Annotated in this window: 21 protein-coding genes and 1 riboswitch; of the genes, 10 read left to right on the top strand and 11 right to left on the bottom strand. The window is 65.0% G+C overall.

Going from position 1 to position 21,241, the window contains the following annotated elements:
* Positions 1–40: 40 nt before the first annotated feature.
* The 4 genes from QMX89_RS04710 (at position 41) to QMX89_RS04695 (ending at position 4,124) form a co-directional block, all read left to right on the top strand.
* On the top strand, positions 41–1,390 hold the full coding sequence (locus QMX89_RS04710) for a gluconate:H+ symporter (RefSeq protein WP_090358243.1): 1,350 nt from the start codon (positions 41–43) through the stop codon (positions 1,388–1,390).
* A 41-nt stretch (positions 1,391–1,431) separates the two neighbouring features.
* Entirely contained in the window at positions 1,432–2,241 is an 810-nt protein-coding gene (locus QMX89_RS04705) for a DeoR/GlpR family DNA-binding transcription regulator (protein WP_282347207.1), read from the top strand.
* A gap of 78 nt (positions 2,242–2,319) precedes the next feature.
* Positions 2,320–2,751 (top strand): DUF1810 domain-containing protein, encoded by a 432-nt coding sequence (locus QMX89_RS04700; RefSeq protein ID WP_282347206.1) that lies wholly within the window; start codon positions 2,320–2,322, stop codon positions 2,749–2,751.
* 185 nt (positions 2,752–2,936) lie between these two features.
* On the top strand, positions 2,937–4,124 hold the full coding sequence (locus tag QMX89_RS04695; protein WP_282347205.1) for an MFS transporter: 1,188 nt from the start codon (positions 2,937–2,939) through the stop codon (positions 4,122–4,124).
* On the opposite strand, the gene QMX89_RS04690 is transcribed toward QMX89_RS04695, so the two are convergent.
* A complete protein-coding gene (locus QMX89_RS04690; RefSeq protein WP_282347204.1) occupies positions 4,118–5,155 on the bottom strand; it encodes a dienelactone hydrolase in 1,038 nt (345 codons plus the stop codon). The two genes, QMX89_RS04695 and QMX89_RS04690, sit on opposite strands and share 7 nt — an antisense overlap.
* 285 nt (positions 5,156–5,440) lie before the next feature.
* Between QMX89_RS04690 and QMX89_RS04685 the strand changes: the two genes are divergently transcribed.
* From QMX89_RS04685 to QMX89_RS04675, 3 genes are all read left to right on the top strand, one after another.
* The gene (locus tag QMX89_RS04685) at positions 5,441–6,142 is read left to right on the top strand and encodes an OBAP family protein (RefSeq protein WP_282347297.1); all 702 of its coding nucleotides are present in this window, start codon (positions 5,441–5,443) and stop codon (positions 6,140–6,142) included.
* A 91-nt stretch (positions 6,143–6,233) separates the two neighbouring features.
* Positions 6,234–6,455, top strand: coding sequence for a PLD nuclease N-terminal domain-containing protein (locus QMX89_RS04680; protein ID WP_049859611.1), 222 nt, complete (start codon positions 6,234–6,236; stop codon positions 6,453–6,455).
* Positions 6,456–6,583: 128 nt separating this feature from the next.
* A complete protein-coding gene (locus tag QMX89_RS04675; RefSeq protein WP_282347201.1) occupies positions 6,584–7,093 on the top strand; it encodes a DUF4142 domain-containing protein in 510 nt (169 codons plus the stop codon).
* Between the two features lie 83 nt (positions 7,094–7,176).
* Here the strand turns inward: QMX89_RS04675 and QMX89_RS04670 are convergent, their stop codons facing one another.
* Both QMX89_RS04670 and QMX89_RS04665 read right to left on the bottom strand, forming a co-directional pair.
* A complete protein-coding gene (locus tag QMX89_RS04670; protein WP_282347199.1) occupies positions 7,177–7,620 on the bottom strand; it encodes a DUF1294 domain-containing protein in 444 nt (147 codons plus the stop codon).
* Positions 7,607–8,437 (bottom strand): undecaprenyl-diphosphate phosphatase, encoded by an 831-nt coding sequence (locus QMX89_RS04665; RefSeq protein ID WP_056843411.1) that lies wholly within the window; start codon positions 8,435–8,437, stop codon positions 7,607–7,609. The genes QMX89_RS04670 and QMX89_RS04665 overlap by 14 nt, the downstream gene beginning before the upstream one ends.
* Before the next feature lie 242 nt (positions 8,438–8,679).
* Here QMX89_RS04665 and pnuC point away from each other — a divergent pair, with 242 nt between their 5' ends.
* A complete protein-coding gene (gene pnuC, locus QMX89_RS04660; protein ID WP_282347198.1) occupies positions 8,680–9,243 on the top strand; it encodes a nicotinamide riboside transporter PnuC in 564 nt (187 codons plus the stop codon).
* Positions 9,240–9,767 carry an AAA family ATPase gene (locus tag QMX89_RS04655; protein ID WP_056842695.1) on the top strand — a complete coding sequence of 176 codons (528 nt, stop codon included), beginning with the start codon at positions 9,240–9,242 and terminating at the stop codon, positions 9,765–9,767. Before pnuC ends, QMX89_RS04655 begins: the two co-directional genes overlap by 4 nt.
* Before the next feature lie 7 nt (positions 9,768–9,774).
* Here the strand turns inward: QMX89_RS04655 and QMX89_RS04650 are convergent, their stop codons facing one another.
* Positions 9,775–10,704 (bottom strand): sigma 54-interacting transcriptional regulator, encoded by a 930-nt coding sequence (locus QMX89_RS04650; RefSeq protein WP_282347197.1) that lies wholly within the window; start codon positions 10,702–10,704, stop codon positions 9,775–9,777.
* A 211-nt stretch (positions 10,705–10,915) separates the two neighbouring features.
* Here QMX89_RS04650 and QMX89_RS04645 point away from each other — a divergent pair, with 211 nt between their 5' ends.
* Entirely contained in the window at positions 10,916–11,608 is a 693-nt protein-coding gene (locus tag QMX89_RS04645) for a DUF421 domain-containing protein (protein ID WP_282347196.1), read from the top strand.
* 2 nt (positions 11,609–11,610) lie between these two features.
* On the opposite strand, the gene QMX89_RS04640 is transcribed toward QMX89_RS04645, so the two are convergent.
* The 7 genes from QMX89_RS04640 to QMX89_RS04610 form a co-directional block, all read right to left on the bottom strand.
* A complete protein-coding gene (locus QMX89_RS04640; RefSeq protein WP_349012036.1) occupies positions 11,611–12,285 on the bottom strand; it encodes a VWA domain-containing protein in 675 nt (224 codons plus the stop codon).
* Complete coding sequence (locus tag QMX89_RS04635; protein ID WP_282347195.1) at positions 12,267–13,268, bottom strand: AAA family ATPase; 1,002 nt, start codon at positions 13,266–13,268, stop codon at positions 12,267–12,269. Before QMX89_RS04635 ends, QMX89_RS04640 begins: the two co-directional genes overlap by 19 nt.
* Positions 13,269–13,281: 13 nt before the next feature.
* Positions 13,282–17,034: a cobaltochelatase subunit CobN gene (gene cobN / locus QMX89_RS04630; protein WP_282347194.1), complete on the bottom strand. Its 3,753-nt coding sequence runs from the start codon at positions 17,032–17,034 to the stop codon at positions 13,282–13,284.
* A gap of 3 nt (positions 17,035–17,037) precedes the next feature.
* Complete coding sequence (cobW, locus tag QMX89_RS04625; RefSeq protein WP_192067504.1) at positions 17,038–18,102, bottom strand: cobalamin biosynthesis protein CobW; 1,065 nt, start codon at positions 18,100–18,102, stop codon at positions 17,038–17,040.
* Between the two features lie 88 nt (positions 18,103–18,190).
* Positions 18,191–18,387, bottom strand: a riboswitch (cobalamin riboswitch).
* Positions 18,388–18,418: 31 nt separating this feature from the next.
* On the bottom strand, positions 18,419–19,174 hold the full coding sequence (locus QMX89_RS04620) for an ABC transporter ATP-binding protein (protein ID WP_282347193.1): 756 nt from the start codon (positions 19,172–19,174) through the stop codon (positions 18,419–18,421).
* On the bottom strand, positions 19,171–20,211 hold the full coding sequence (locus tag QMX89_RS04615; protein WP_082223574.1) for an iron ABC transporter permease: 1,041 nt from the start codon (positions 20,209–20,211) through the stop codon (positions 19,171–19,173). Before QMX89_RS04615 ends, QMX89_RS04620 begins: the two co-directional genes overlap by 4 nt.
* The gene (locus QMX89_RS04610) at positions 20,208–21,236 is read right to left on the bottom strand and encodes an ABC transporter substrate-binding protein (protein ID WP_282347192.1); all 1,029 of its coding nucleotides are present in this window, start codon (positions 21,234–21,236) and stop codon (positions 20,208–20,210) included. The genes QMX89_RS04615 and QMX89_RS04610 overlap by 4 nt, the downstream gene beginning before the upstream one ends.
* Positions 21,237–21,241 lie beyond the last annotated feature (5 nt).

Raw genomic sequence — 21,241 nt, 5'->3', positions numbered from 1 at the left:
ACACGGGCACCGACGTCCACTTCACAGGTTCCATAAAAACATGAATAGCGAACTGCTGATTTTCGCGATGGCCGCCGGCGCCATCGTGGTGTTGATCCTGCTCATCACCAAGCTCAAGCTCAACCCGTTCCTGGCCCTGACCCTCACCGCGATCGGCCTTGGCCTGCTCAGTGGTGCGGGCGCCGGCGAGACCATCGACAGCTTCGCCAAGGGCTTCGGCTCAGCGCTGGCCAAGACCGGGCCAGTAATTGGTCTGGGTACGCTGCTGGGCGGCATCCTGTTGGGTTCGGGCGGCGCCGACCGCATCGCCAACGCGTTCATCGGCCAGCGTCCGGTGCAGTACGCACCCTGGGCTATCTGCGCCGCCGCATTGCTGATCGGCATGCCGCACCTGTTCGACGTCAGTTTCATCATGCTGGCGCCACTGGTGTATACGGTGGCCAAGCGCACCCATAGCCATCTGCTCTACATCGGTCTGCCGCTCGCCGCGGGCCTGTACGTGTCCCACGGCCTGCTGCCGCCACATCCCGCGCCGACGCTGGCGGTCGCCGCGTTCCACGCCAACACCGGCCTGACCATTTTCTACGGCTTGTTGATCGCCGTGCCCACCGCGATCATCTGCGGGCCGATCTTCACCCGCCTGATCAGCCCCTGGTTCGGCCCGGCGCCTGACCTCACCGCCGGCCCGGTGGGTGCGCGTGAAGTCAGCCCCGATCAAAACCAGGTGTCACTGCTGTCGTCGATCATCGCCGTGCTGCTACCGCCCGGCCTGATGCTGGTCGGTACCCTGGGCCTGGCCTTCAGCGTCAAGGGCTCGATGGCCTATGCGGTATTCAACGCCTTGAACAATCCGATCCTGTCGTTGTTGATCGCGGTCATCTTTGCCTTCTTCGCCTTGGGCCTGCGCGCCGGGTTCAACCTGGGCCAGGTGCAGAAGATGGCCAGCCAGGGTCTGGCACCGCTGGGCGCGATCGTGATGATCCTGGGTGCCGGCGGCGGCTTCAAGGAAATGCTTACCACCATTCACCTGGATGCACTGATCACTCACCATGCTTCGGGCTGGGCGGTGAATCCACTGATTCTAAGCTGGGGCATCGCGGCGCTGCTGCGCATCTGCGTCGGTTCGGCGACCGTTGCCACCGTCGCTGCCACCGGGATCGTCGCGCCTCTGGCACTGGCCTATCCGGGCCTGTCACCGGAGTTGCTGGTACTGGCGACCGCCTCGGGTGCCGTGATGCTGTCCCACGTCAACGATTCGGGCTTCTGGCTGTTCAAGGAATACTTTCAGCTCAGTGTGGCGCAGACCTTCCGCACATGGACCCTGATGCTGTGTCTGCAATCGGTGATCGGTTTGCTCGGTGTTCTATTGATCGAAGCGGTGATTCGCTAAGATGTCCGCCTGACTATCTGCCTGCACGCCACGGAGCCTGAATGCCCACCGACGAGGATCTCGCCATCACTGGCGCCGCACCGATGATTCCGGACCAGCGCCGGGAACAGATCCTGCGCCAGTTGCGCAAGCATCAGGTGCTCAGCGTGCACCAGCTGACGGAAATGTTCGACTGCTCGCACATGACCGTGCGCCGCGATATCAGTGTGCTGGAGCAGGAAGGCCGGGCGTATTCGGTGCCTGGCGGTGTGCGCATCGCCAGCCAGTTGCACAGCGAGCCCAGCCACCAGTCCAAGGCGGTCGCCGAACAGCCACAGAAACAGGCCATGGCGGTTCTGGCGGCAGGTTTGCTGCGCGACGACATGACGGTGTATCTGGATGCCGGCACCAGCACGCTGGAGATCGTCCCGCACATCGCTGCCCTGTCGGGCATGACCGTGGTGACCAACGACTTCGGCATCGTGCATGCGCTGGCTGAAGCGGTGCATGTGGATGTCATCCACACCGGCGGCCTGCTGGATCACCCCAATCGTTCCTGCGTCGGGGGCTTGGCGGTGGCGACGTTACGCCAGCTGGCCACCGACATTGCCTTCATGTCCACCAGTTCCTGGGACCTGCAACGGGGCATCACCACCCCTTCGGCGCTCAAGGTCGAGGTCAAGCAGGTGGCGATGCAGGCGGCGTCGCAGCGGGTGCTGATCACCAGCAGCTCCAAGTACGGCACGTTCGGGATGTACCAGATCGCCGGCCTAGAGCAGTTCGATGTGGTCATCAGCGACAGTGAGCTGACCGAGGTGGCCGCCGAGGCCATTCGCAAGCTGGGCGTGGAAGTGCTATTGGCCGAAGGCTGACGGTCTGGTCTGGTTGATGGAACTCCCTTGCGCGACCGTGGCCAGAACTGCACACAATCCCTGGGGGATCTACTGGCCATGAACGATACCTTCGATCTGAACCGCTTCATCGACGCCCAGCGCGCCGTGTACCCCGATGTCCTCGAAGAACTGCGCAGTGGTCGCAAACGCAGCCATTGGATGTGGTTCATCTTTCCCCAATTGGCTGGCCTCGGTCATAGCGAGACGGCGCGCTTCTATGCGATCAGCGGCGCGGCCGAGGCAACGGCTTATCTGAACAATCCATTATTGGGTGCGCGCTTGCTCGAATGCACGCGCACGGTGCTGGAGCATTCCGGTCAGAGCGCCAGGGCGATGTTCGGCACCCCCGATGACATGAAGTTGCGCTCGTGCATGACCTTGTTTGCCAGCGTGGCGCTAGAGCAGGTGTGCTTCCAGCAAGTGTTGGAGCGGTTTTTCGACGGCGAGAGCGATGCGAGAACCATCGCGTTGCTGGAACAGCCCCTGTAGCAGCGGCGCGAGCCGCGTCACGGGGCATGCGGTGTGCTTGATGTAACGTGGTGAGGCTGGACGCGGCTTGAGCCGCTGCTACAAGGGCGCGTTGTGTTGAGGTTGCAAATAATCGATAGCCTGCTTTGCTTTAACCAACGTTCCCTGTGCAAGGGGACCTCAACCGCACGCCTGCGAACGAGCCCATGACCGAGTCTGCCCAACCTGCGACGTCCTCTTCGTCCTCGATCACCCTGCAAATCATCTCCATCGTGTTCTACACGTTCATTGCCTTCATCTCCATCGGCCTGCCCATCGCGGTGCTACCCGGCTACGTGCACGACCAGTTGGGGTTCAGCGCGGTGGCCGCCGGCGTGGTGATCGGCGCGCAGTACCTGGCGACTCTGCTCAGCCGCCCCAGCGCCGGACGCATGGCTGACGCGCTGGGCACCAAGCGCACCATCGTCTATGGGCTGATCGGTATCGGCATCAGCGGAGCGCTGACGTTCGCCTCGGTGTTTCTGCACAGCGTACCGCAGTGGAGCCTGGGCGTGCTGATCGCCGGGCGTGTAGTCCTCGGCCTGGCGCAGGGCGCCATCGGGGTGGGTACCAGCAGTTGGGGAATCAGCCGCGTCGGCGCCGAACACATGGCCAAGGTGATCTCATGGAACGGCATCGCCTCCTACGGCGCCATCGCCATCGGCGCCCCGCTGGGTGTATTGATGGTGGCCTTCGCCGGGTTCTGGAGCCTGGGCGTTGCGCTCATGGCGCTGAGCGCTCTGGGCTTGTGGATGATCCGCGACACACCGGCGTCACCCGTGGTGCGGGGTGAGCGCATGCCGTTCTGGTCCGCCTTCGGCCGGGTTGCGCCCCATGGCATGAGCCTGATGCTGGCTTCGATCGGCTATGGCACCCTCACCACGTTCATTACCCTGTATTACGTGGAGCGCGGCTGGGAAGGCGCGGCCTGGTGCCTGACCGCCTTTGGCATCAGTTTCATCGCGGCTCGCCTGGTGTTCATCAATAGCATCAACCATTTGGGTGGCTCCACCGTGGCAATGGCCTGTATCGCCACCGAAGTGGTCGGGCTGGCCATGCTGTGGCTAGCGCCCTCGACGGTGTTTACCCTGGCGGGCGCGGCACTGGCCGGGTTGGGGTTGTCGCTGGTCTATCCAGCCTTGGGCGTGCTGGCCATCCACAAGGTGCCCGGCACCAGCCGGGGCGCAGGCCTGAGTGCGTTCGCTGTATTCTTCGATTTGGCCTTGGCGATCGCCGGGCCGGTGATGGGCGCGGTGGCTGCCGGGTTTGGCTATGGCTCGATCTTCGCTTTGGCGGCCGGCCTCTCCCTGATCGCCCTGGGGCTGACCGCGTGGCTGTCGCGACAGGATCAGTGATCGGCGGTCTGCAGGCCGGCGCGTGAAGGCCGACCCAGGGTGTGAGTGAAGAACTTGCCCGCCTCGTGAATAAGGTCGCGGTGGATACCTTCGCGGTCCACGCCGTCGGCATCGGTGCACAGCGCCGGCGAGGCGCTGCGCTGTTCGTCCGTGCACGGGGCCATGAACACGAAGTGACCGGCGCCGGGCAGCAGGCGGTAGTCGGTGTTGCCCGGCAGCTTGCGCGCCAGCGCTTCGGCATTCTTGTCTATGGCCACAAGCTGGTCATTGTCGCCGCTGTAGATCAGCGTAGGCAGATGGACTTCGGCCAAGGTCTGGCGGCCAAACATCAGGCTCAACGGCGCCATCAGCAGCAGTGCACGCACCCGTGGGTCGGCCTCGGGGGTCAGGTCATCCCGATCGGCTTCCAGTTCCCCGCGGGTCTGGCAGGCATCGGCGTCGTAGGGTCGCTCTTCGCAGTATTTGCGCAGGCGCTGCAGATCAGGCCGTGCACCGGACAGAATCAAGGCGGTTTCGCCGCCTGCCGAATAACCGATCACACCGACCGCATGGGTGTTCACGAAAGGCGACAGCATCGAATCGCCCAGCGCTGCAGTAATGGCTTGGGATATCTGCAGCGGCCGTCCGTAGAGATTGCTGAGTTTGCCCAACCGGCTGTGATCCTGGGCATTGTCGCCCGGGTGTACGACCGCTACCACGACGAAGCCCTTGCGGGTCAGCGCGGTGATCAAGTCGTGCAGCGCCAGCGGCGTGCCGGTATTGCCGTGTGACAGCATCAACACCGGGAAGCGACCGATGGCGACTGCCGCGTCTTGCTGCGCGTCGATGCTGTAGCCGCCCAGACGCGCTGGATGTGTGCGGTCCTGGGTTGGATAGAAGGCATAGGCGTGCATCGGCTGATCGTCGAGCGGGTCGTTGAAGGTCAGCAGGTGATAGCCCACGTTCCAGCGGGCGTGAGGATTCGCTTGAGCCTGCACCGAAAGCAGGCTCAACAGCAGCAGAGAAACGATTACTGCACAACGACGGACCATCGCGGCGCTCTTCCTTGGCAAAACCTCGGGGGTAGGTTCTGACACAGCATAGGATGGGCCAAGTCACACCCCGGTTCCGTGAAATATTGTACAGACGGGCGAGCGGCCCTCGCCGAGCTGAACCCTGACGGTGCCGGTCACTCTATGAAGTGCCCTGTGCGGCCTGATCGTTCGATCCAGCACCGCACTCTCCTCACTGAAAAGGACTCCAGCATGAGCACCCGCTCGCTCTTCTCGCCACGCCGTACCGCGCGCACTCCAGTGCTGTGCCTGGCCGCCCTGGCCATGGCCGGATGCGCCGGCAACAACAGCGCATCCAAGGTGGACGCGCCTGGCGCCCCGACCACGGCCCTGACCAAAACCCTCGACGCGGGCGTCAATGCGCTGCAGTCACGTCCGCCAATCAACGAGTTGAACGCCTATCTGGACGGCTTTCATTTCTACAACGGACACCCCGGCGCGCAGATGGAAGCCCATCACTACTGCGCGATCCTCAACGAGGAAGTCATCCAGTGCGTCATTTATGACGGCAACGTCAAGGACGCCAAGCTGATGGGCGTTGAATACATCATCAGTGCCCGGCTTTTCGCTCAACTGCCCAAGGCCGAAAAAGCGTTATGGCACAGCCACGTTCACGAAGTGAAGTCTGGCCAGCTGATCGCGGCCGGCATCCCCGCGCCTGCCGAGCATGCCCTGATGGACAAGCTGGTGAACACCTACGGCAAGACCTGGCACACCTGGCACACCGATCTGGACAAGCAGCTGCCGTTGGGCGTGCCGCAACTGATGATGGGCTTCACAGGCGATGGACAGGTCGACCCGGCGTTGGTACGCGAGCGGGACAAGCGTTTCGGCATCGACAGCGCGGAGAAGAAACAACAGCGCGCCGACATTCCCACACCCCAGATCGACCCCGGTGCAGACGCATGGAGCAAAGGCCAGATCATCCAGATCCAGGACCCGACCGGCAGCCGACACGCCCATTGAGGCGAAAACGGCACCACCGACCGATCCGGTTGAACTTGCCGAGCACGGTGACCCTCCCCTGTAGGACCTACCTTGATCAATGAGCCTACACATGGAAACGTCGATTTTCTGGACCGCCGCAGCGGTCATCGTGTTACTGCTCGATCTGTGGGCGCTGGCCAGCGTCTGGAAAAGCACCAAGAGTTCCGGCACGAAGATTGGCTGGACCGTACTGATTTTCATCTTTCCGCTGGTCGGGCTCGCCATCTGGGGCTTCGCCGGACCACGGGGCGTCGCCATTGCCCCGACGTCCGACGAGCACAGCAAGGGCTGAATGGCCACGCGCCACGTGCAATCCAGCGATGGATGCACATCCGATGAAACTGCTGCGTTCCGGCGGCAGTCACACTTTCACGGCCTGCAACGCTCAGTCCGCTTCATACCCTACACAAGGAATTGACCATGAAATCCAAATTCTACGCCGCTGCCCTCGCCCTTTCCGTCTCGCTCGCCAGCCATGGCGCCTTCGCAGCCTCCGATGATTTCGTCGAGGACGCCTCCGCCAAAGGCGTGGCCGAAGTCGAAGCAGGCAAGCTGGCGCTGGAAAAAGGCACCGCCGCGGACGTCAAGACTTTCGCCGACATGATGGTCAAGGACCACACTGCCGCCAACCAGAAGCTCAAGGCACTGGCTGACAAGAAGAACATCGACGTCTCGGACGATGCCGAACTGCTGGACAAGGCCAAGGCAATGATCCTGGAACTGCGCTCGGCCAAGTCGTTCGACCAGGCCTATGCCAACAACCAGGTCAAGGCGCATGAAGCGACCATCGAGATTTTCGAAGACGAAATCAAGAACGGTAAAGACGCAGAGCTCAAAGCATTCGCCACCGAGACCCTGCCCAAGCTGAAAGCCCACCTGGTAGAGGCCAAGAAGCTGGCCGCTGCCCACGGTGGTGCAGCTGCGCACTAAGCATTAGCTAACCGCGCGCAATACCCGATGCCCCCACACACTGTGCGGGGGTATTTTTCATGGGGAAAGGCTCGAGGCCAGGGTCAGAACCTAAGTCCCAGGTGCTGCCCGGCAAAGATGACCTGATCGAACCAGAACGCCTGGTGCAGCGCAACGATCAGCCAGAACACCAGTTGATAGGAAACCTTGCGCGTCTTGTGCCGGAACAGTTGCTGGGCGATGAGTGCGCCTGGCCAGCCGCCCAGCAGTTCGGCGCCGTGCAACAGTTTTTCCGGGGTGCGCTGGCCCTGCCCATGGGCCTGGCGCTTGTCGTGCCAGTACAAGCCCACCGTCAGCAGGCTCATCAGTGCATAGACCGCCAGCCCCGACGGGTGCCCGGCCATCGCCAAACGCAACACGCCGAGAAAAGGCAGCAAGCACAGTACGAAGAACACCGTGACTTTCAACGCCAGGAACTGTACCGGGCGTTGCTGCCCACTGCGCGGTCGCGCAGACGCCCGATCGGGCGCCGCATCAGCCTTGCGCACTAGACCAATCGATCCAGCCGAACTGCCAGGTCGCCAGGATGATCAGGCCGAAGGCAATGCGGTACCAGGCGAACACGGCGTAGCTGTGGGTGGCGATGAACTTGAGCAGGCCGCGCACCGCGATCATGGCGAAGATGAACGACACCACGAAGCCCAGCGCGAACACCGGGAAGTCGGCCGGCTGAAACAGGTGATGAAACTTGTAACCCGAGTACACCGCGGCACCGACCATGGTCGGCATGGCCAGGAAGAACGAGAACTCGGTGGCGGTCTTGCGCGACAGACCGAACAGCAGACCGCCGATGATGGTCGAGCCCGAGCGCGAGGTCCCTGGAATCATCGCCAGACACTGTGCGAAACCGACCTTGAGGGCATCGCTCCAGCGCATGTCGTCGACGTGGTGCACACGCACGGCATGTTCGCGCTTCTCGGCCCAGAGCATGATGAAACCACCCAGTACCAGAGCGACCGCCACGGTGATGGGGTTGAACAGGTATTCGTGGATCTTGTCGGCGAAAATCACCCCCAGCACGACCGCCGGCAGGAAGCCGATGAACAGGTTCAGGGTAAAGCGCTGGGCGTTGCGTTGGGTCGGCAAGCCAGTGATCACTTCGAGGATCTTGCGACGGAATTCCCACACAACCGCCAATATCGCACCCAGCTGGATGATGATATTGAAGGCCATGGCCCGTTCGCCGCCGAAACCGATCAGGTCGGCCACGATGATCTGGTGACCGGTGCTGGAAATGGGCAGGAACTCGGTCAAGCCTTCCACGATGCCTAGAATCAGCGCCTGCATGGCGGTCCAAAAATCCATCATTCCCCCAATTGGACCCGCGCCTGGCGTGGTCCTGTCTGTTTAGTAGAACTCATTGCCGTCGGGCCCCGCGATGCTAACAGAGCAGCTTGTGCAAATCCGCACGCGAGCGTCGGTGAGTGTTGGTTGAGTTGAAGTTTCATCTTTGCAGCGGGTGTACCGCGCAAGACGCGCGCAGTATCGGCGGCGCAGGTTACAATCCCGGCTTTGCATGCATTGCATGCACCTGCCTGAGATTGCCCATGTCGCCTTTGGAATTGTTCGCCGCCACGCTGGGCGTGATCGCGGTGTGGTTGACCGTGAAGCAGAACTGGCTGTGCTGGCCGATCGGCCTGGTCATGGTGCTGATCTATTCGTACGTGTTCTACGACTACAAGCTGTACTCCAACATGCTGTTGCAGGTGGTGTACGCCGGCGTCCAGGTGTACGGCTGTTGGCAGTGGACCCGTGGCGATGGGACAGCCGTGGGCCCAGCGGTGACCCGCTTGGCGCTCAAACCTCTTCTGGGTGGGCTGACAATCGGCCTGGTAGCGGGCTTGGCACTGGGCGCGGCGATGGCTACCTGGAGCGATGCCAGCCAGCCGTGGCTGGACGCGTTGCTCACCGGCTTCAGCCTGGTGGCGCAGTGGTGGATGGCCAACAAGCGCGTGCAATGCTGGCCGCTGTGGATCGTGCTGGATGCCATTTTCGTCGGTCTGTTCGTCCATCAGGGCCTGTACCTGACGGCTGCGCTGTATGGCCTGTTCCTGATGCTGGCCGTTCACGGCTGGCACCAGTGGCGCAACAGCGAAGCGGTGTCGCGATGAAAGTGGTTGTGCTGTGCGGGCCGGAGTCGTCGGGCAAGAGCTGGCTGGCCGAACGCATGCGCGTGCGTTTGGGCGCCGTGGTCGTGGGCGAATACGTGCGCCATTTCATCGACCGAGAGCAGCGCGACACCTGCTATGCCGACATCGACACCATCGCCCGTGGTCAGCTGGCCTGGGAGGATGCCGCTCGCCGCAGCCAGCCCGCACTGTTGCTGCTCGACACGCACCTGCTGAGCAACCTGCTGTGGAGCCGCACCCTGTTCGACGACTGCCCGGCGTGGCTTGAGCCAGCGCTGCTGGAGCGCCACTACGATGCCCACCTGTTGCTCTCGCCCGAAGGCGTCGAATGGTCCGCGGACGGCCAGCGCTGCCAGCCTGACCTGGCTCAACGGCAAACCTTTTTTCGGCAAAGCCAGGCGTGGCTGCAGGCCCACGCGCTGCCCTGCACCGTCATCAGCGGTGACTGGCTGGCGCGCGAAGCGCAGGTGCTGGCGAGCATTCGACATGTTCTGGATCAACCCTAGCGTGCGATCAGCGCATGTGATGTTTGTGCAGCAGGCGGTAGAGCGTCGGGCGTGAAACGCCGAGCACCCTGGCCGCCGTGCTCAGATTGCCGCCGTGGCGCAGCAGCACATCGCCCAGCGCCTGACGCTCGGCCCGGTGCTTGTAGTCGTTCAGCGTGCCCATCGGCGCGGTGACCAGGGTTTCGATACCCAGCCCCAAGTCGATGGCTTCGATCTGATTGCCGGGGGCCAGCGCCTGCGCCTGGCGAATCCGGTTCGCCAGCTCGCGGACGTTGCCCGGCCAGTCGTGCTCACCCATGGCAATAAGCGCCTCTTGACTGAAGGGACGATGACGTCGGCCGTTCTCGCGGCTGTAGCGTTGCGCGAAATGGTTGGCCAGCATGGCCAGGTCGCCATAGCGTTCGCGCAAGGGCACCGCGACGATCTCCAGCACGTTGAGTCGATAGTAGAGGTCTTCGCGCAACTGTCCCCGGCTCATGGCCACGGTGAGGTCGGTGTCGCTGGTGGCCAGCACCCGAACGTCCACTTCCCCTGAAGCCTTGCGCTGGAGAAAGCGCAGCAGTTGCTCCTGAACGTCCAGCGGCAAGTCTTGCACCTGTTGCAGCAGCAAGGTTCCCCGGTCGGCAGCCTGCAGCACGCTGCCGGACAGCGGATGCACGTTGCTCTGCCCGCAGCCGGGTGCGAACAACGGCGTCTGGCCCGGACGATGGGTGCGAGCCTGGCAGTCGAACACGATGAATGGCTGCTGCCTGCGTTGGGACTGCTGGTGCAGCGCACGCGCGATCAACTGCTTGCCAGTGCCCGCCTCGCCGTGGATCAGAACCGGTGAGTCGGTGGCGGCGAATTTGCTGATGAGCTTGTACAGGTCGCGCATGGGCTGACTATCGCCCAACAGTCCGCAAGGCTCGCAGGGGTAGGCATTCGAATTCACAGGCATGGCCTTTCCTTGCATGGACGTGCTCAGGAAAATACATCAAAAACAGCGGGTTGCAACTTACGTCAAAATGGTAACGGAAAATTGACGTTTAACCCCCGCCAAGGCTTCAGCACGGACCCTTGACGCCACATAGGGCGTCAGCGGTACGTCTCGCAGACAGCCAGCACCGCCGGTGTACAATCGGCGCTTTTGGTCAGGCAAGGGATTGGAAATGCAGGCGTTCGATTGGCATCGTGTGCTGCTGGGTGAAGTCAACATGGGCTTTCTCGGCGAGGTGGTCGCCCGCACGCTGATGGCCTATGTGGTGGTCTTCCTGTTCCTGAAGATCGCCGGGCGACGCGGGGTGCGCCAGCTTTCGCTGTTCGAGCTGGTGGTGATCCTGACGCTGGGCTCGGCGGCTGGCGACGTGACCTTCTACGAGGACGTACCCATCCTGCCGGTGCTGGTGGTGTTCGTGGCGATGATCATCTTCTATCGCCTGACCACCTTTCTGACCGAACGCAGCGGTCGCTTCGGCGAATGGCTGGAAGGCAAACCGTTTTTGATCATTCGCGACGGCGTTTTCGAGCTCAAGGCGCTGCAGAGCGGCAACATCACCCACGCCGAGTTCCTGATGGAACTGCGCCTGCGCGGCGTCGAGCATCTGGGGCAGGTGCGCCTGGGCATTCTGGAGGTCAATGGCGATGTCAGCCTGTACTTCCACGAGCGTGAAGACGTCAAGCCGGGGCTGTCGATCCTGCCGCCCGAGCATCGTGTGTCACTGACCAAGGTTGACCGTGAAGACCTGTATGCCTGCGAATACTGTGGCCACCTGGAAACCCTGCGTAATCAGCAGGCACTGCCCTGCCCTCGCTGTGACAATCCTGTATGGAGCAAGGCCCTGAGCAACCCCCGGGCCAGCTGAGGCTAGGCCCGTGGCAGATCTTCCAGATGCCGGTAGTCGGCGTTCAACGCCGATGCCAGGGTGCGGGCCCGACCCAACCGGATCGGCCCCCGCTCCATGTCCACCAGCAACGCCGGGCAAGCCAGTGGCGCCACGCCGTCCAGCGACTTGAGGCGCCCGTCGGTGAACACCAGGCAGCGCTGGGCTTCCTCGGGATAGCGCCGCCCGCGTTGCTCCAGCCAGTCACGGGCCTGATCCAGCGCCGCCAGCAGCGGCGTGCCGCCACCGGCGCCCAGCTCGGCGAGCCAGGGTTGCAGGGCTGCCGAGGCTTTCAGGCCGTGGCATTGCCAGATCGGCCCACTGCCACTGGCGGTCAACAACGCCAGCCGTGCGCGCTGCCGGTACGCATCGTCGAAGACCTGCGCCAGAACGCCCTTTGCCTCGGCCAGGGCGCCGTGCCGGCGGGTCGAGGCAGAGGCGTCGACCACCACCAGCCATAGTTGCTGCGCCGCGCTGCGCCGTTGCTGCCAGCGCAGGTCATCGCGCTGGCGAGGTCGTCCTTGCAGCAGCGTGGCCGGCCAGTCCACCGTACCGGCCGCCGCCGCGCGCGCCGGACCCTGTCGCCCTTGTTCGAGGTGGCCCTTGCCGGGCCGAGCATCCGCTGGGCGCGGACGGATGCTCAGGGCTTTTTTGGCCAGCTCGGTACGCTGCGGCGTTCACCTACCGGAACGGCCTGGGCGGGCATGTCGCCCCACTGGCCCTGGCCCGGATCGGACGGTTGCGCGGCGCTCGCAGCGGGCGGCGACGCTGGCTTCGACTCGGGCTGGCGCGGTGCCTGGCGGCGATGGCGCAGGGCGAACTCGGCCACGGCTTCGACGTCCTCCTCGAGAATCTGCTCAGCCCCCCGCCAGGCGGCGTGGGCCCGTGCCGCGCGCAGCCAGACCAGGTCGGCACGCAGGCCATCCACGCCCTCGGCGAAACAACGGGTGGTGATGGCTTCCAGCGTCTGATCGCACAGCGGGATCGATTCGAGGCGTTCCCGCGCCTGCTGGCAGCGCAGCCGCAGCGCTGACTGCGCTGGAGCCCACTGTTCACAGAAGCTTTGGGGATCGCTGTCGAAGGCCAGGCGACGGCGGATGATCTGGCCACGTTCGGCGGGTGCCGGCTGGCCGTCCAGGGCGATGTTCAAACCGAATCGATCGAGCAGCTGCGGGCGCAACTCCCCTTCCTCCGGGTTCATGGTGCCGATGAGCACGAATCGCGCGGGATGAGCATGGGAAATACCGTCACGCTCGATGCGGTTGACGCCACTGGCGGCAACGTCCAGCAGCAGGTCGACCAGATGGTCGGCAAGCAGGTTGACCTCATCGACGTACAGCACGCCGCCGTCGGCCTTTGCCAGCACACCGGGCGAAAAGCGTGCACGGCCTTCACCCAAAGCGGCTTCCAGATCCAGCGTACCCACCAGGCGGTCTTCACTGGCACCCAGGGGCAATGTCACCAACTGACCATCGGCAAGCAGGTCGGCCAGGCCGCGCGCCAGCGTGCTCTTGGCCATGCCCCGCGGCCCTTCGATCAGCACCCCGCCGATGCGCGGGTCGATGGCGGCCAGGCACAGCGCCAGCTTCAGCGAATCGGCGGCCACCACGGCGGCCAGCGGAAAGTGCACGGTGTCGGTCATTGCAGGGCTCTCTTCAGGCATCTTCTTCGGTATCCAGCAGCAGGTCTTCCACGGCCTGACGGTAGTCGCCGGGCTCGGCCCACAGGCCACGTTGCTGAGCCTCGAGCAGGCGTTCGGCCATGTCGCGCAGGGCCGCAGGGTTGTGCTCCTGCAGGAAGCCGCGGGTGTCCGGGTCGAGCAGGTAGGCGTCGGTGAGCAAGGCGTACTGATGGTCGTCGATCAGGTGGGTGGTGGCATCGAAGGCAAACAGGTTGTCGACCGTCGCGGCGAGTTCGAAGGCGCCTTTGTAGCCATGTCGCTTGACCCCTTCGATCCACTTGGGATTGGCCGCACGGGCGCGCACCACCCGGTTCAGCTCTTCCTTCAGGGTGCGCACGCGTGGCACGTCGGGTTGGCTGTGGTCGCCGTGGTAGCTGGCCGTCGTCTGTCCGCTCAGGGTTTCCACGGCGGCGAGCATGCCGCCCTGGAACTGGTAGTAGTCGTTGGAATCGAGCAGGTCATGCTCGCGGTTGTCCTGGTTCTGCAGCACCGCCTGGACCTGGCCCAGGCGCCGCGCGAACGGCGCGCGTGCGGCGGTGCCTTCGTCATCCGCGCCATAGGCATAGGCACCCCAGTTCAGGTAAGCCTCGGCGAGGTCCTCGCGGGTCTGCCACAGGCGGCCGTCGATGGCACCCTGCACACCAGCGCCGTAGGCGCCCGGCTTGGCGCCGAAGATGCGCCAGCCCGCCTCGCGGGCGGCCTGCTCGCCCGAGACACCCTCGGCCAGCAACTGCGCCTGTTCGCTGCGAACCTTGGCCGCCAGGGGGTTGAGGTCGTCGGGCTCGTCCAGCGCAGCGACCGCTTGCACCGCTGCATCGAACAGGCGCAGCAGATTGGCGAAGGCATCGCGGAAGAAGCCGGACACCCGCAGGGTCACGTCCACCCGCGGGCGGTCGAGCAGGCTGAGCGGCAGAATCTCGAAATCGTCCACGCGCTGGCTGCCGGTGGCCCACACCGGGCGCACGCCCATCAGGGCCATGGCCTGCGCAATGTCGTCGCCACCGGTGCGCATGGTCGCCGTGCCCCATACCGACAGGCCCAGCTGACGCAGGTGGTCGCCATGGTCCTGCAGGTGACGCTCCAGGATCAGGTTGGCCGAGGCGAAGCCGATCCGCCAAGCGGTGGTGGTCGGCAGGTTGCGCACGTCCACGGAAAAGAAGTTGCGCCCCGTGGGCAACACGTCGAGACGGCCACGGCTGGGCGCCCCGCTCGGCCCGGCTGGCACGAAGCGGCCGGCCAGGGCGGCGAGCAGCCCGTTCATCTCGGCCGGCCCGCAGGCATCCAGGCGCGGCGCCACGGTGTCGCGCAGGTGACCGAGAATGAGCTGCACGTCATCGAAGCCATCACCCAGCTCGATCGGGCCGTCCAGTGCGCGTTCGATCAACTGTGCGGCGTACAGCTCGAGTCGTTCGCGGCTGTCACCGGCGCTGCGCCACGGTTCGGCGGTCAGCTCGGCCAAAGCTGCGGGCCGCGGCCCGCTCCAAGGGGCGCCGAGATCGCAGTCGAGCGGGTCGAAGCCCAGCGCGAAGGCCTTGGCCAAGGCGCGCAGCAGGCTGGCCTGAGCGCCCTGGCCGTTGCCCCGTGGGATGCGCAGCAATGCCAGCAGGGTATCGGCGCGCAGACGGCCCTGGGGCGACTCGCCGAACACGTGCAGACCGTCGCGAATCTGCGACTCCTTCAGATCGCACAGGAAGGTGTCCAGGCGCGGCAGCCAATCCGCCGGCTCGGCCCCTTCGGCCATCTGCAGTTCGTGGTCGATGCGGGTCTCGCGCACCAACGCCAGAATGTCCTTCTCCAGGGCCTGGGCGCGGCGCGGATCGAGCATCTGTGCGTCGTAGTACTCGTCGGCCAGCAGTTCCAGGTCGCGCAGCGGCCCGTAGGTTTCGGCGCGGGTCAGCGGTGGCATCAGGTGGTCGATGATCACTGCCTGGGTGCGGCGCTTGGCCTGGGCGCCCTCGCCCGGATCGTTGACGATGAATGGATAGATGTTGGGCATCGGCCCCAGTATCGCGTCGGGCCAGCACTGTTCGGAGAGGCCCACACCCTTGCCCGGCAACCACTCCAGGTTGCCGTGCTTGCCGACATGGATCAGCGCATCGGCGCCATAGATGTGGCGCAGCCAGAAATAGAACGCCAGGTAGCCATGGGGCGGCACCAGGTCGGGGTCGTGATAGACCGCGCTGACGTCCACCTGATAGCCACGGGCCGGTTGGATGCCGACGAAGGTCAGGCCCATGCGCAGACCGGCGATCATCATCCGGCCATTGCGGAACATCGGATCGGCTGCCGGCTCGCCCCAGCGTTCGCGGACGGCGGCCTGATTGGCTTCGGGCAGCAAGGCGAACGCGGCTAGGTAATCGTCCAGCGCCATGCTCTGGGCACAGGGGCGCAGGTCCAGCTGTTCCAGGTCGTTCGTCACGCCACCGAGCAAGGCGTGGATCAAGGCCGTGCCGCTGTCGGGCAGATCGGCGACCGGGTAATCCTGCTGCTGCATTGCGCGCAGGATGTTCAGCGCCGCCGCCGGGGTATCCAGGCCGACGCCGTTACCGATGCGCCCATCGCGGGTCGGGTAGTTCGCCAGCACCAGGGCGACGCGCTTGTCGGCATTGGGCAGGCGCGCCAGGGCGGCCCACTTGCGCGCCAGTTCGGCGACGAAATCCATGCGCTCGACATGAGCCCGGTAGCACACCACGTCGCTCTGGCTGCGCTCGTTGTGCCAGGCCAGGTCCTTGAAGCTGATGGCGCGACTGATGATGCGTCCGTCCAGCTCCGGCAAGGCAATGTGCATGGCCAGGTCGCGCGCACCCAGGCCCTGCGCGTTGGCCTGCCACAGCGCCTGGTTGTCCTGAGCGCAGATGGCCTGGATCACCGGAATGTCGCGGCGAAACGGGCGCAGGTGCGGGGTTTCGGGGCTGGACTGGGCGAAGCCGGTGGTGTTGAGGATGATCGCGGCATCCACTTCGTCCATCCACGCCTGGACCTGCTCAAGGCACCCCTCTTCCTTGAGGCTGGCCACGGCAATCGGCAACGGGTTGAGCCCGGCCGCCTGCAGCCTGGCACAGAAGGTATCGACGAAACCGGTGTTGGCCGCCTGCAGGTGCGAGCGATAGAACAGCAACGGCACCACAGGCCAGTGCGCTTGCCACTGCGCCTGCCAGTGGGCCAGATCGGCGGTCGGTTGCGCCGGATGGTAGATGACCGTGCGTGTCAGTGGCTGAGGTGCTTCGCAGGGTTCGGCGCGACCGAACCAGGTATTGCCGAGGTAGCCGAACAGGTTGCGGGCGTTTCCCATGCCGCCCTGGCGCAGGTACTGCCACAAGCGGTCGGCCTGCTCGGCAGGCACCGTACAGCGCTCGGCCAGTTCGGGATCGGGGCGATCGCAGCCCGGTACCAGGATGACCTGCACGCCCTGCTCGGCCAGTTGCATCAACTGCTCGACGCCGTAGCGCCAGTAGCCGATGCCGCCGTGCAGGGAAATCAGGATGACCTTGGCGTGGCGCAGCACCTGGTCGACGTAGAGGTCGACCGAGGCATGGTTCTGCACCTGCATGGGGTTGGCCAGGCGCAGGCTGGGGTAGTCCTTCGGCAGATGCCCGCTGGCCTCGGCGAGCAGCGCCAGGTGCGAATCACCGCTGCAGAGAATCACCAGTTCGGCGGGCGTCTGGCCGAGGTCGGCGATGCTGTCGTCCGGCACGAAGCCGCCCGGCTGGGTTCTCAGCAGGTGCATGGGTCAGGCTTCCAGGGCCGCGCGCAGTTGGGCTTGCAGCGACTGCGCGTCGAGGTCCTGGCCGATCAGCACCAGGCGCGTGCTGCGTGCTTCGTCAGCGGACCAGGCGCGATCGAAGTGCTTGTCGAAACGCGTGCCCACGCCCTGGATCAGGAGGCGCATCGGTTTACCCGGAACCGCCGCAAAGCCCTTGACCCGCAGAATGCCGTGTTGAACCACGGCGGCGTTGAGCGCCTGCAGCAGCTTGGCCTCCTCGGCCTGGGGCAGCTCGATGGAGATCGAGTCAAACGCATCGTGGTCGTGATCGTCGTGATCGTCACCCTCGTGATGGTCATGATGGGTCTTGCGGGCGTCGATGTGCTGCTCCGACTCGGCGCCCAGGCCCAGCAGCACCGCCAGGGGCAAGCGACCGCTGCTGGCTTCGACCACCTTGACCGCGGCCGGCAGTTCTTCGGCCACCTCGGCGCGCACGGCGGCCAGGGCCTGGGCATCGATCAGGTCGGCCTTGTTGAGGATCACCAGGTCGGCGCTGGCCAATTGGTCGGCGAACAGCTCGTGCAGCGGCGACTCGTGGTCCAGGTTGGGATCGAGCTTGCGCTGGGCGTCGACCTGGTCGGGGAATGCGGCAAAGGTCCCGGCCGCCACTGCCGGGCTGTCAACCACGGTGATGACCGCATCGACCGTGCAGGCACTGCGGATTTCCGGCCACTGGAAGGCCTGGACCAGCGGCTTGGGCAAGGCCAGCCCGCTGGTTTCGATGAGAATGTGGTCGAGGTCGGCGCGGCGGGCGACCAGCTCGCGCATGACCGGAAAGAATTCTTCCTGAACCGTGCAGCACAGGCAGCCGTTGGCCAGCTCGTAGACGCGGCCGTTGGCCTCTTCTTCGCTGCAGCCGATGGTGCACTGCTTGAGGATCTCGCCGTCGATTCCCAGCTCGCCGAATTCGTTGACGATCACGGCAATGCGCCGGCCTTGGGCGTTGTCGAGCATGTGCCGCAGCAAGGTGGTCTTGCCCGAGCCGAGGAAGCCGGTGACGATGGTGACGGGTAGTTTGGACAGCGTTTTCATCGGGTCGCCCTGATTGCGCGGCAGGGCACGAGACGAGCGCCGCTACGGCAGGCGCCGGCATTCGTCACCGGATCACCCCGCCCGGTTGAATAGGAAAGAACGGCGAGGCAGGTCTCCTGGCTCGTGATGCCGGCCCTGCGGGCCGAGGCTGCAGCGCCTTCCCGCGAACGATCGCAGTGGCCTCGGCGCAGCCTTCATCACTTACAGTTGCGGGGGCAGCCGCGGCTTGGACCGCGTTCCCGTCTTAGCTCTGCCGGGCAGAGAACCTCGAACGCGCAAGGCTAACACAGGGCACGGGATGTGTCAGTGACGCGGCTCAGACCCGATAGCGCACGTGCGGTCGACCGTCGGCCAGACTGACTTCGGCGTGCACGCCGTAGACCTCGGCGATCAGGCACTCGGTCAGGACCTGGGCCGGCGCGCCGCTGGCCACCAGGCGCCCGTCCTTGAGGACCACCAGCACGTCACAGAACATGGCTGCCAGGTTCAGGTCGTGGATCGCCATGACGCAGGTCAGGGGCAGGTCCTGGATCAGCTGCAACAGTTCCAGTTGATGCTGGATATCGAGGTGATTGGTCGGCTCGTCGAGCAGCAATTCGCTGGGCTGCTGGGCCAGGGCGCGGGCGATCTGCACCCGCTGCCGCTCGCCACCGGACAGAGTGTGCCAGCGCCGCTGCGCGTGGCCGCCCAGGTTGACCTGAGTCAGTGCCTGGGCAATGGCCCGATCGTCTTCGCGCAGCCACGGTGCGAACGGCGAGCGATGGGGCGTACGACCCAGGCGCACGACCTCCTCCACGCGAATGTCCACCTCGGTGCTGGCGTGCTGCTCCACCATCGCCACTTGCCGGGCGATGGTGCGCCGCGCCAGGTCGGCCAGGGGCTGATCGTCGAGGCTGACCTGGCCCTGGCTGGGACGGTCCAGCCCGGCCAGCAGGCGCAGCAGCGACGACTTGCCCGAGCCGTTCGGGCCGATCAGTCCGACCAGACTGCCAGGCGTGATGGCCAGGCTGACATCGTCGAGAATCAGCAGCCCACCGGCCTTCCAACTGACGTGGTGCAGTTGCAGGCTCATGCTCGACGCCTCGCTCGGTACAGGATCAAGGCAAACGCCGGGGCGCCGACCAAGGCCGTGACCACGCCGATGGGCAATACCTGGCCTGGCACGATGATGCGCGCGACGATGTCGGCCAGCACCATGAAATTGGCGCCGATCAGCACCGAGGCGAGCAACAGCCGAACATGGCTCGGACCCACCAGAAAGCGGGCAATGTGCGGTACTACCAGACCGACGAAGCCCACCGCACCGACGATGCTGACCAGGGTAGCGGTGATCAGCGCGGTCGTCGCAAACAACACCAGGCGCACCGCCACCACCGGTACGCCCAGAGTTGCGGCAGCGTCCTCACCGAAAACGAAGGCATCCAGGGCGCGAGCGAAGTACAGGCACAGCAACAGGCCTGCGCCGACCACGACTGCAGCCAGGCCCACGTCGGGCCAGCGCACCCCGCCCAGGCTGCCGAGCAGCCAGAACATCACGCTGCGGGCCTGTTCGGCATTGGCCGAGGTCGAAACGATGTAGGCGGTCAGCGCATTGAACAGCTGCGATCCGGCCACTCCGGCGAGAATAACCTGGGCCGGACCGCTGCGGGCACCCGCAGCCAGCAGCAGCACCAGGCCGAACGCCAGTGCGGCGCCGAGAAAAGCGCCCAGGGAAATACCGATCACGCCGCCGCCCAGGCCCAGCAGCATGATCATCACTGCGCCGGTCGATGCGCCGGCAGAGATGCCCAGCACATAGGGTTCGGCCAGCACGTTGCGCAACAGCGCCTGCAGCACCGCACCACAAATCGCCAGACCCGCGCCACAACAGGCGGCCACCAGCGCGCGGCTCAGGCGGTACTCCCAGATGATTCCCTGGACGATACGGGGCACCGCGTAGTCGCCCAGGCCGAGGCCGTTGAGCAGTGCCTTGCCGACCGTGCCCAGGTCGATACCCATCTCCCCTACCGACACCGCCAGGGCGATCGATACGCTCAGCGTGGCCAGGGCCAGCACAGCCAGCAGGCAGCGCCAGATCCAGCCATCTTCACGGGCAAGGCGCTGGATCAAGGGGTGGCCCGTGTACGCTCGAGGCCCGCCGCGATGTCTTCCACCGCGCGCACCACATCCATGGACGGATTCAGCGACTGGGCATCGACGACGATGATGCGGTCGTTGCGTACCGCATCCAGCTCACGGGTCACCGGGTCGCTGCGCAGGAAGGCCAGCTTCTTCTCGACATCGTCGGCCGGATACAGTCGACGCTGCATGCGGGCAACGACGATCACGTCGGGATTGCTGGCGGCGATGCTTTCCCAGCTCACGCCAGGCCACTCCTCGTCGCTGTCGACGATGTTGCGCAAACCCAGCAGGCGATTGATATAGCCCGGCGCGCCGTTCTTGCCGGCCACCCACGGGTCCCCTTCCAGGCGCGTGCTGGAGAACCAGTACACCACTGACAAGGGTTTCTGCCCGGTGCGGGCGGCGCGTTCGGTGGCGGCCTGGATGCGCGCCTGCAGCTGGGCGGTCAAATGCTCCCCGGCAGGCTCGACGTCAAAAATGGTTGCCAGCTCGCGAATTTCCTTGTTCACCAGGTCCATCGAGAACATCTGACTGCGACTGCCGTCGGCATTGGAAGTGGCGGTGACCTGCTTGCCGTCGCAGTCGCTGGGCGATACGTAGGACGGGATGCCGAGACTGGCCAGCTGCTCGGGCTTGGCGACTTCACCGTTGGGGCCGACATGGTAGGTGTACTGCGCGACCACGATGTCGGGCGCGGTATTGGCCACGGCTTCGAAGCTGGGCGCATTGTCGGCCAGGCGCGGCACCTTGGCATTGTCAGCGCGCAGGTGCTCGGGCAGCGGCCCGAACCAGACCCCGGTGCCGACCATGCGCGGTGCCAAGCCCAGTGACAACAGAATCTCCGTGCTCGCCTGACCCAGGCTGACCGCGCGCTGTGGCGCCGCCTGGACAGTCACCGGCGCTCCACAGTTGGGCAGGGTCAAGGGGTAGTGGGTGGCGGCGAGGCCGGCACCGGCGGCGAACAGACCGACGACAGCGACGCTGGCGTGGGCAAAGACGGCAGAAAAACGCATGGCAA

The organism is Pseudomonas sp. PS01301 (genome assembly GCF_029960215.1).
Lineage (GTDB): Bacteria > Pseudomonadota > Gammaproteobacteria > Pseudomonadales > Pseudomonadaceae > Aquipseudomonas > Aquipseudomonas coleopterorum.
This window is presented reverse-complemented; position numbering and strand designations above follow the sequence as displayed.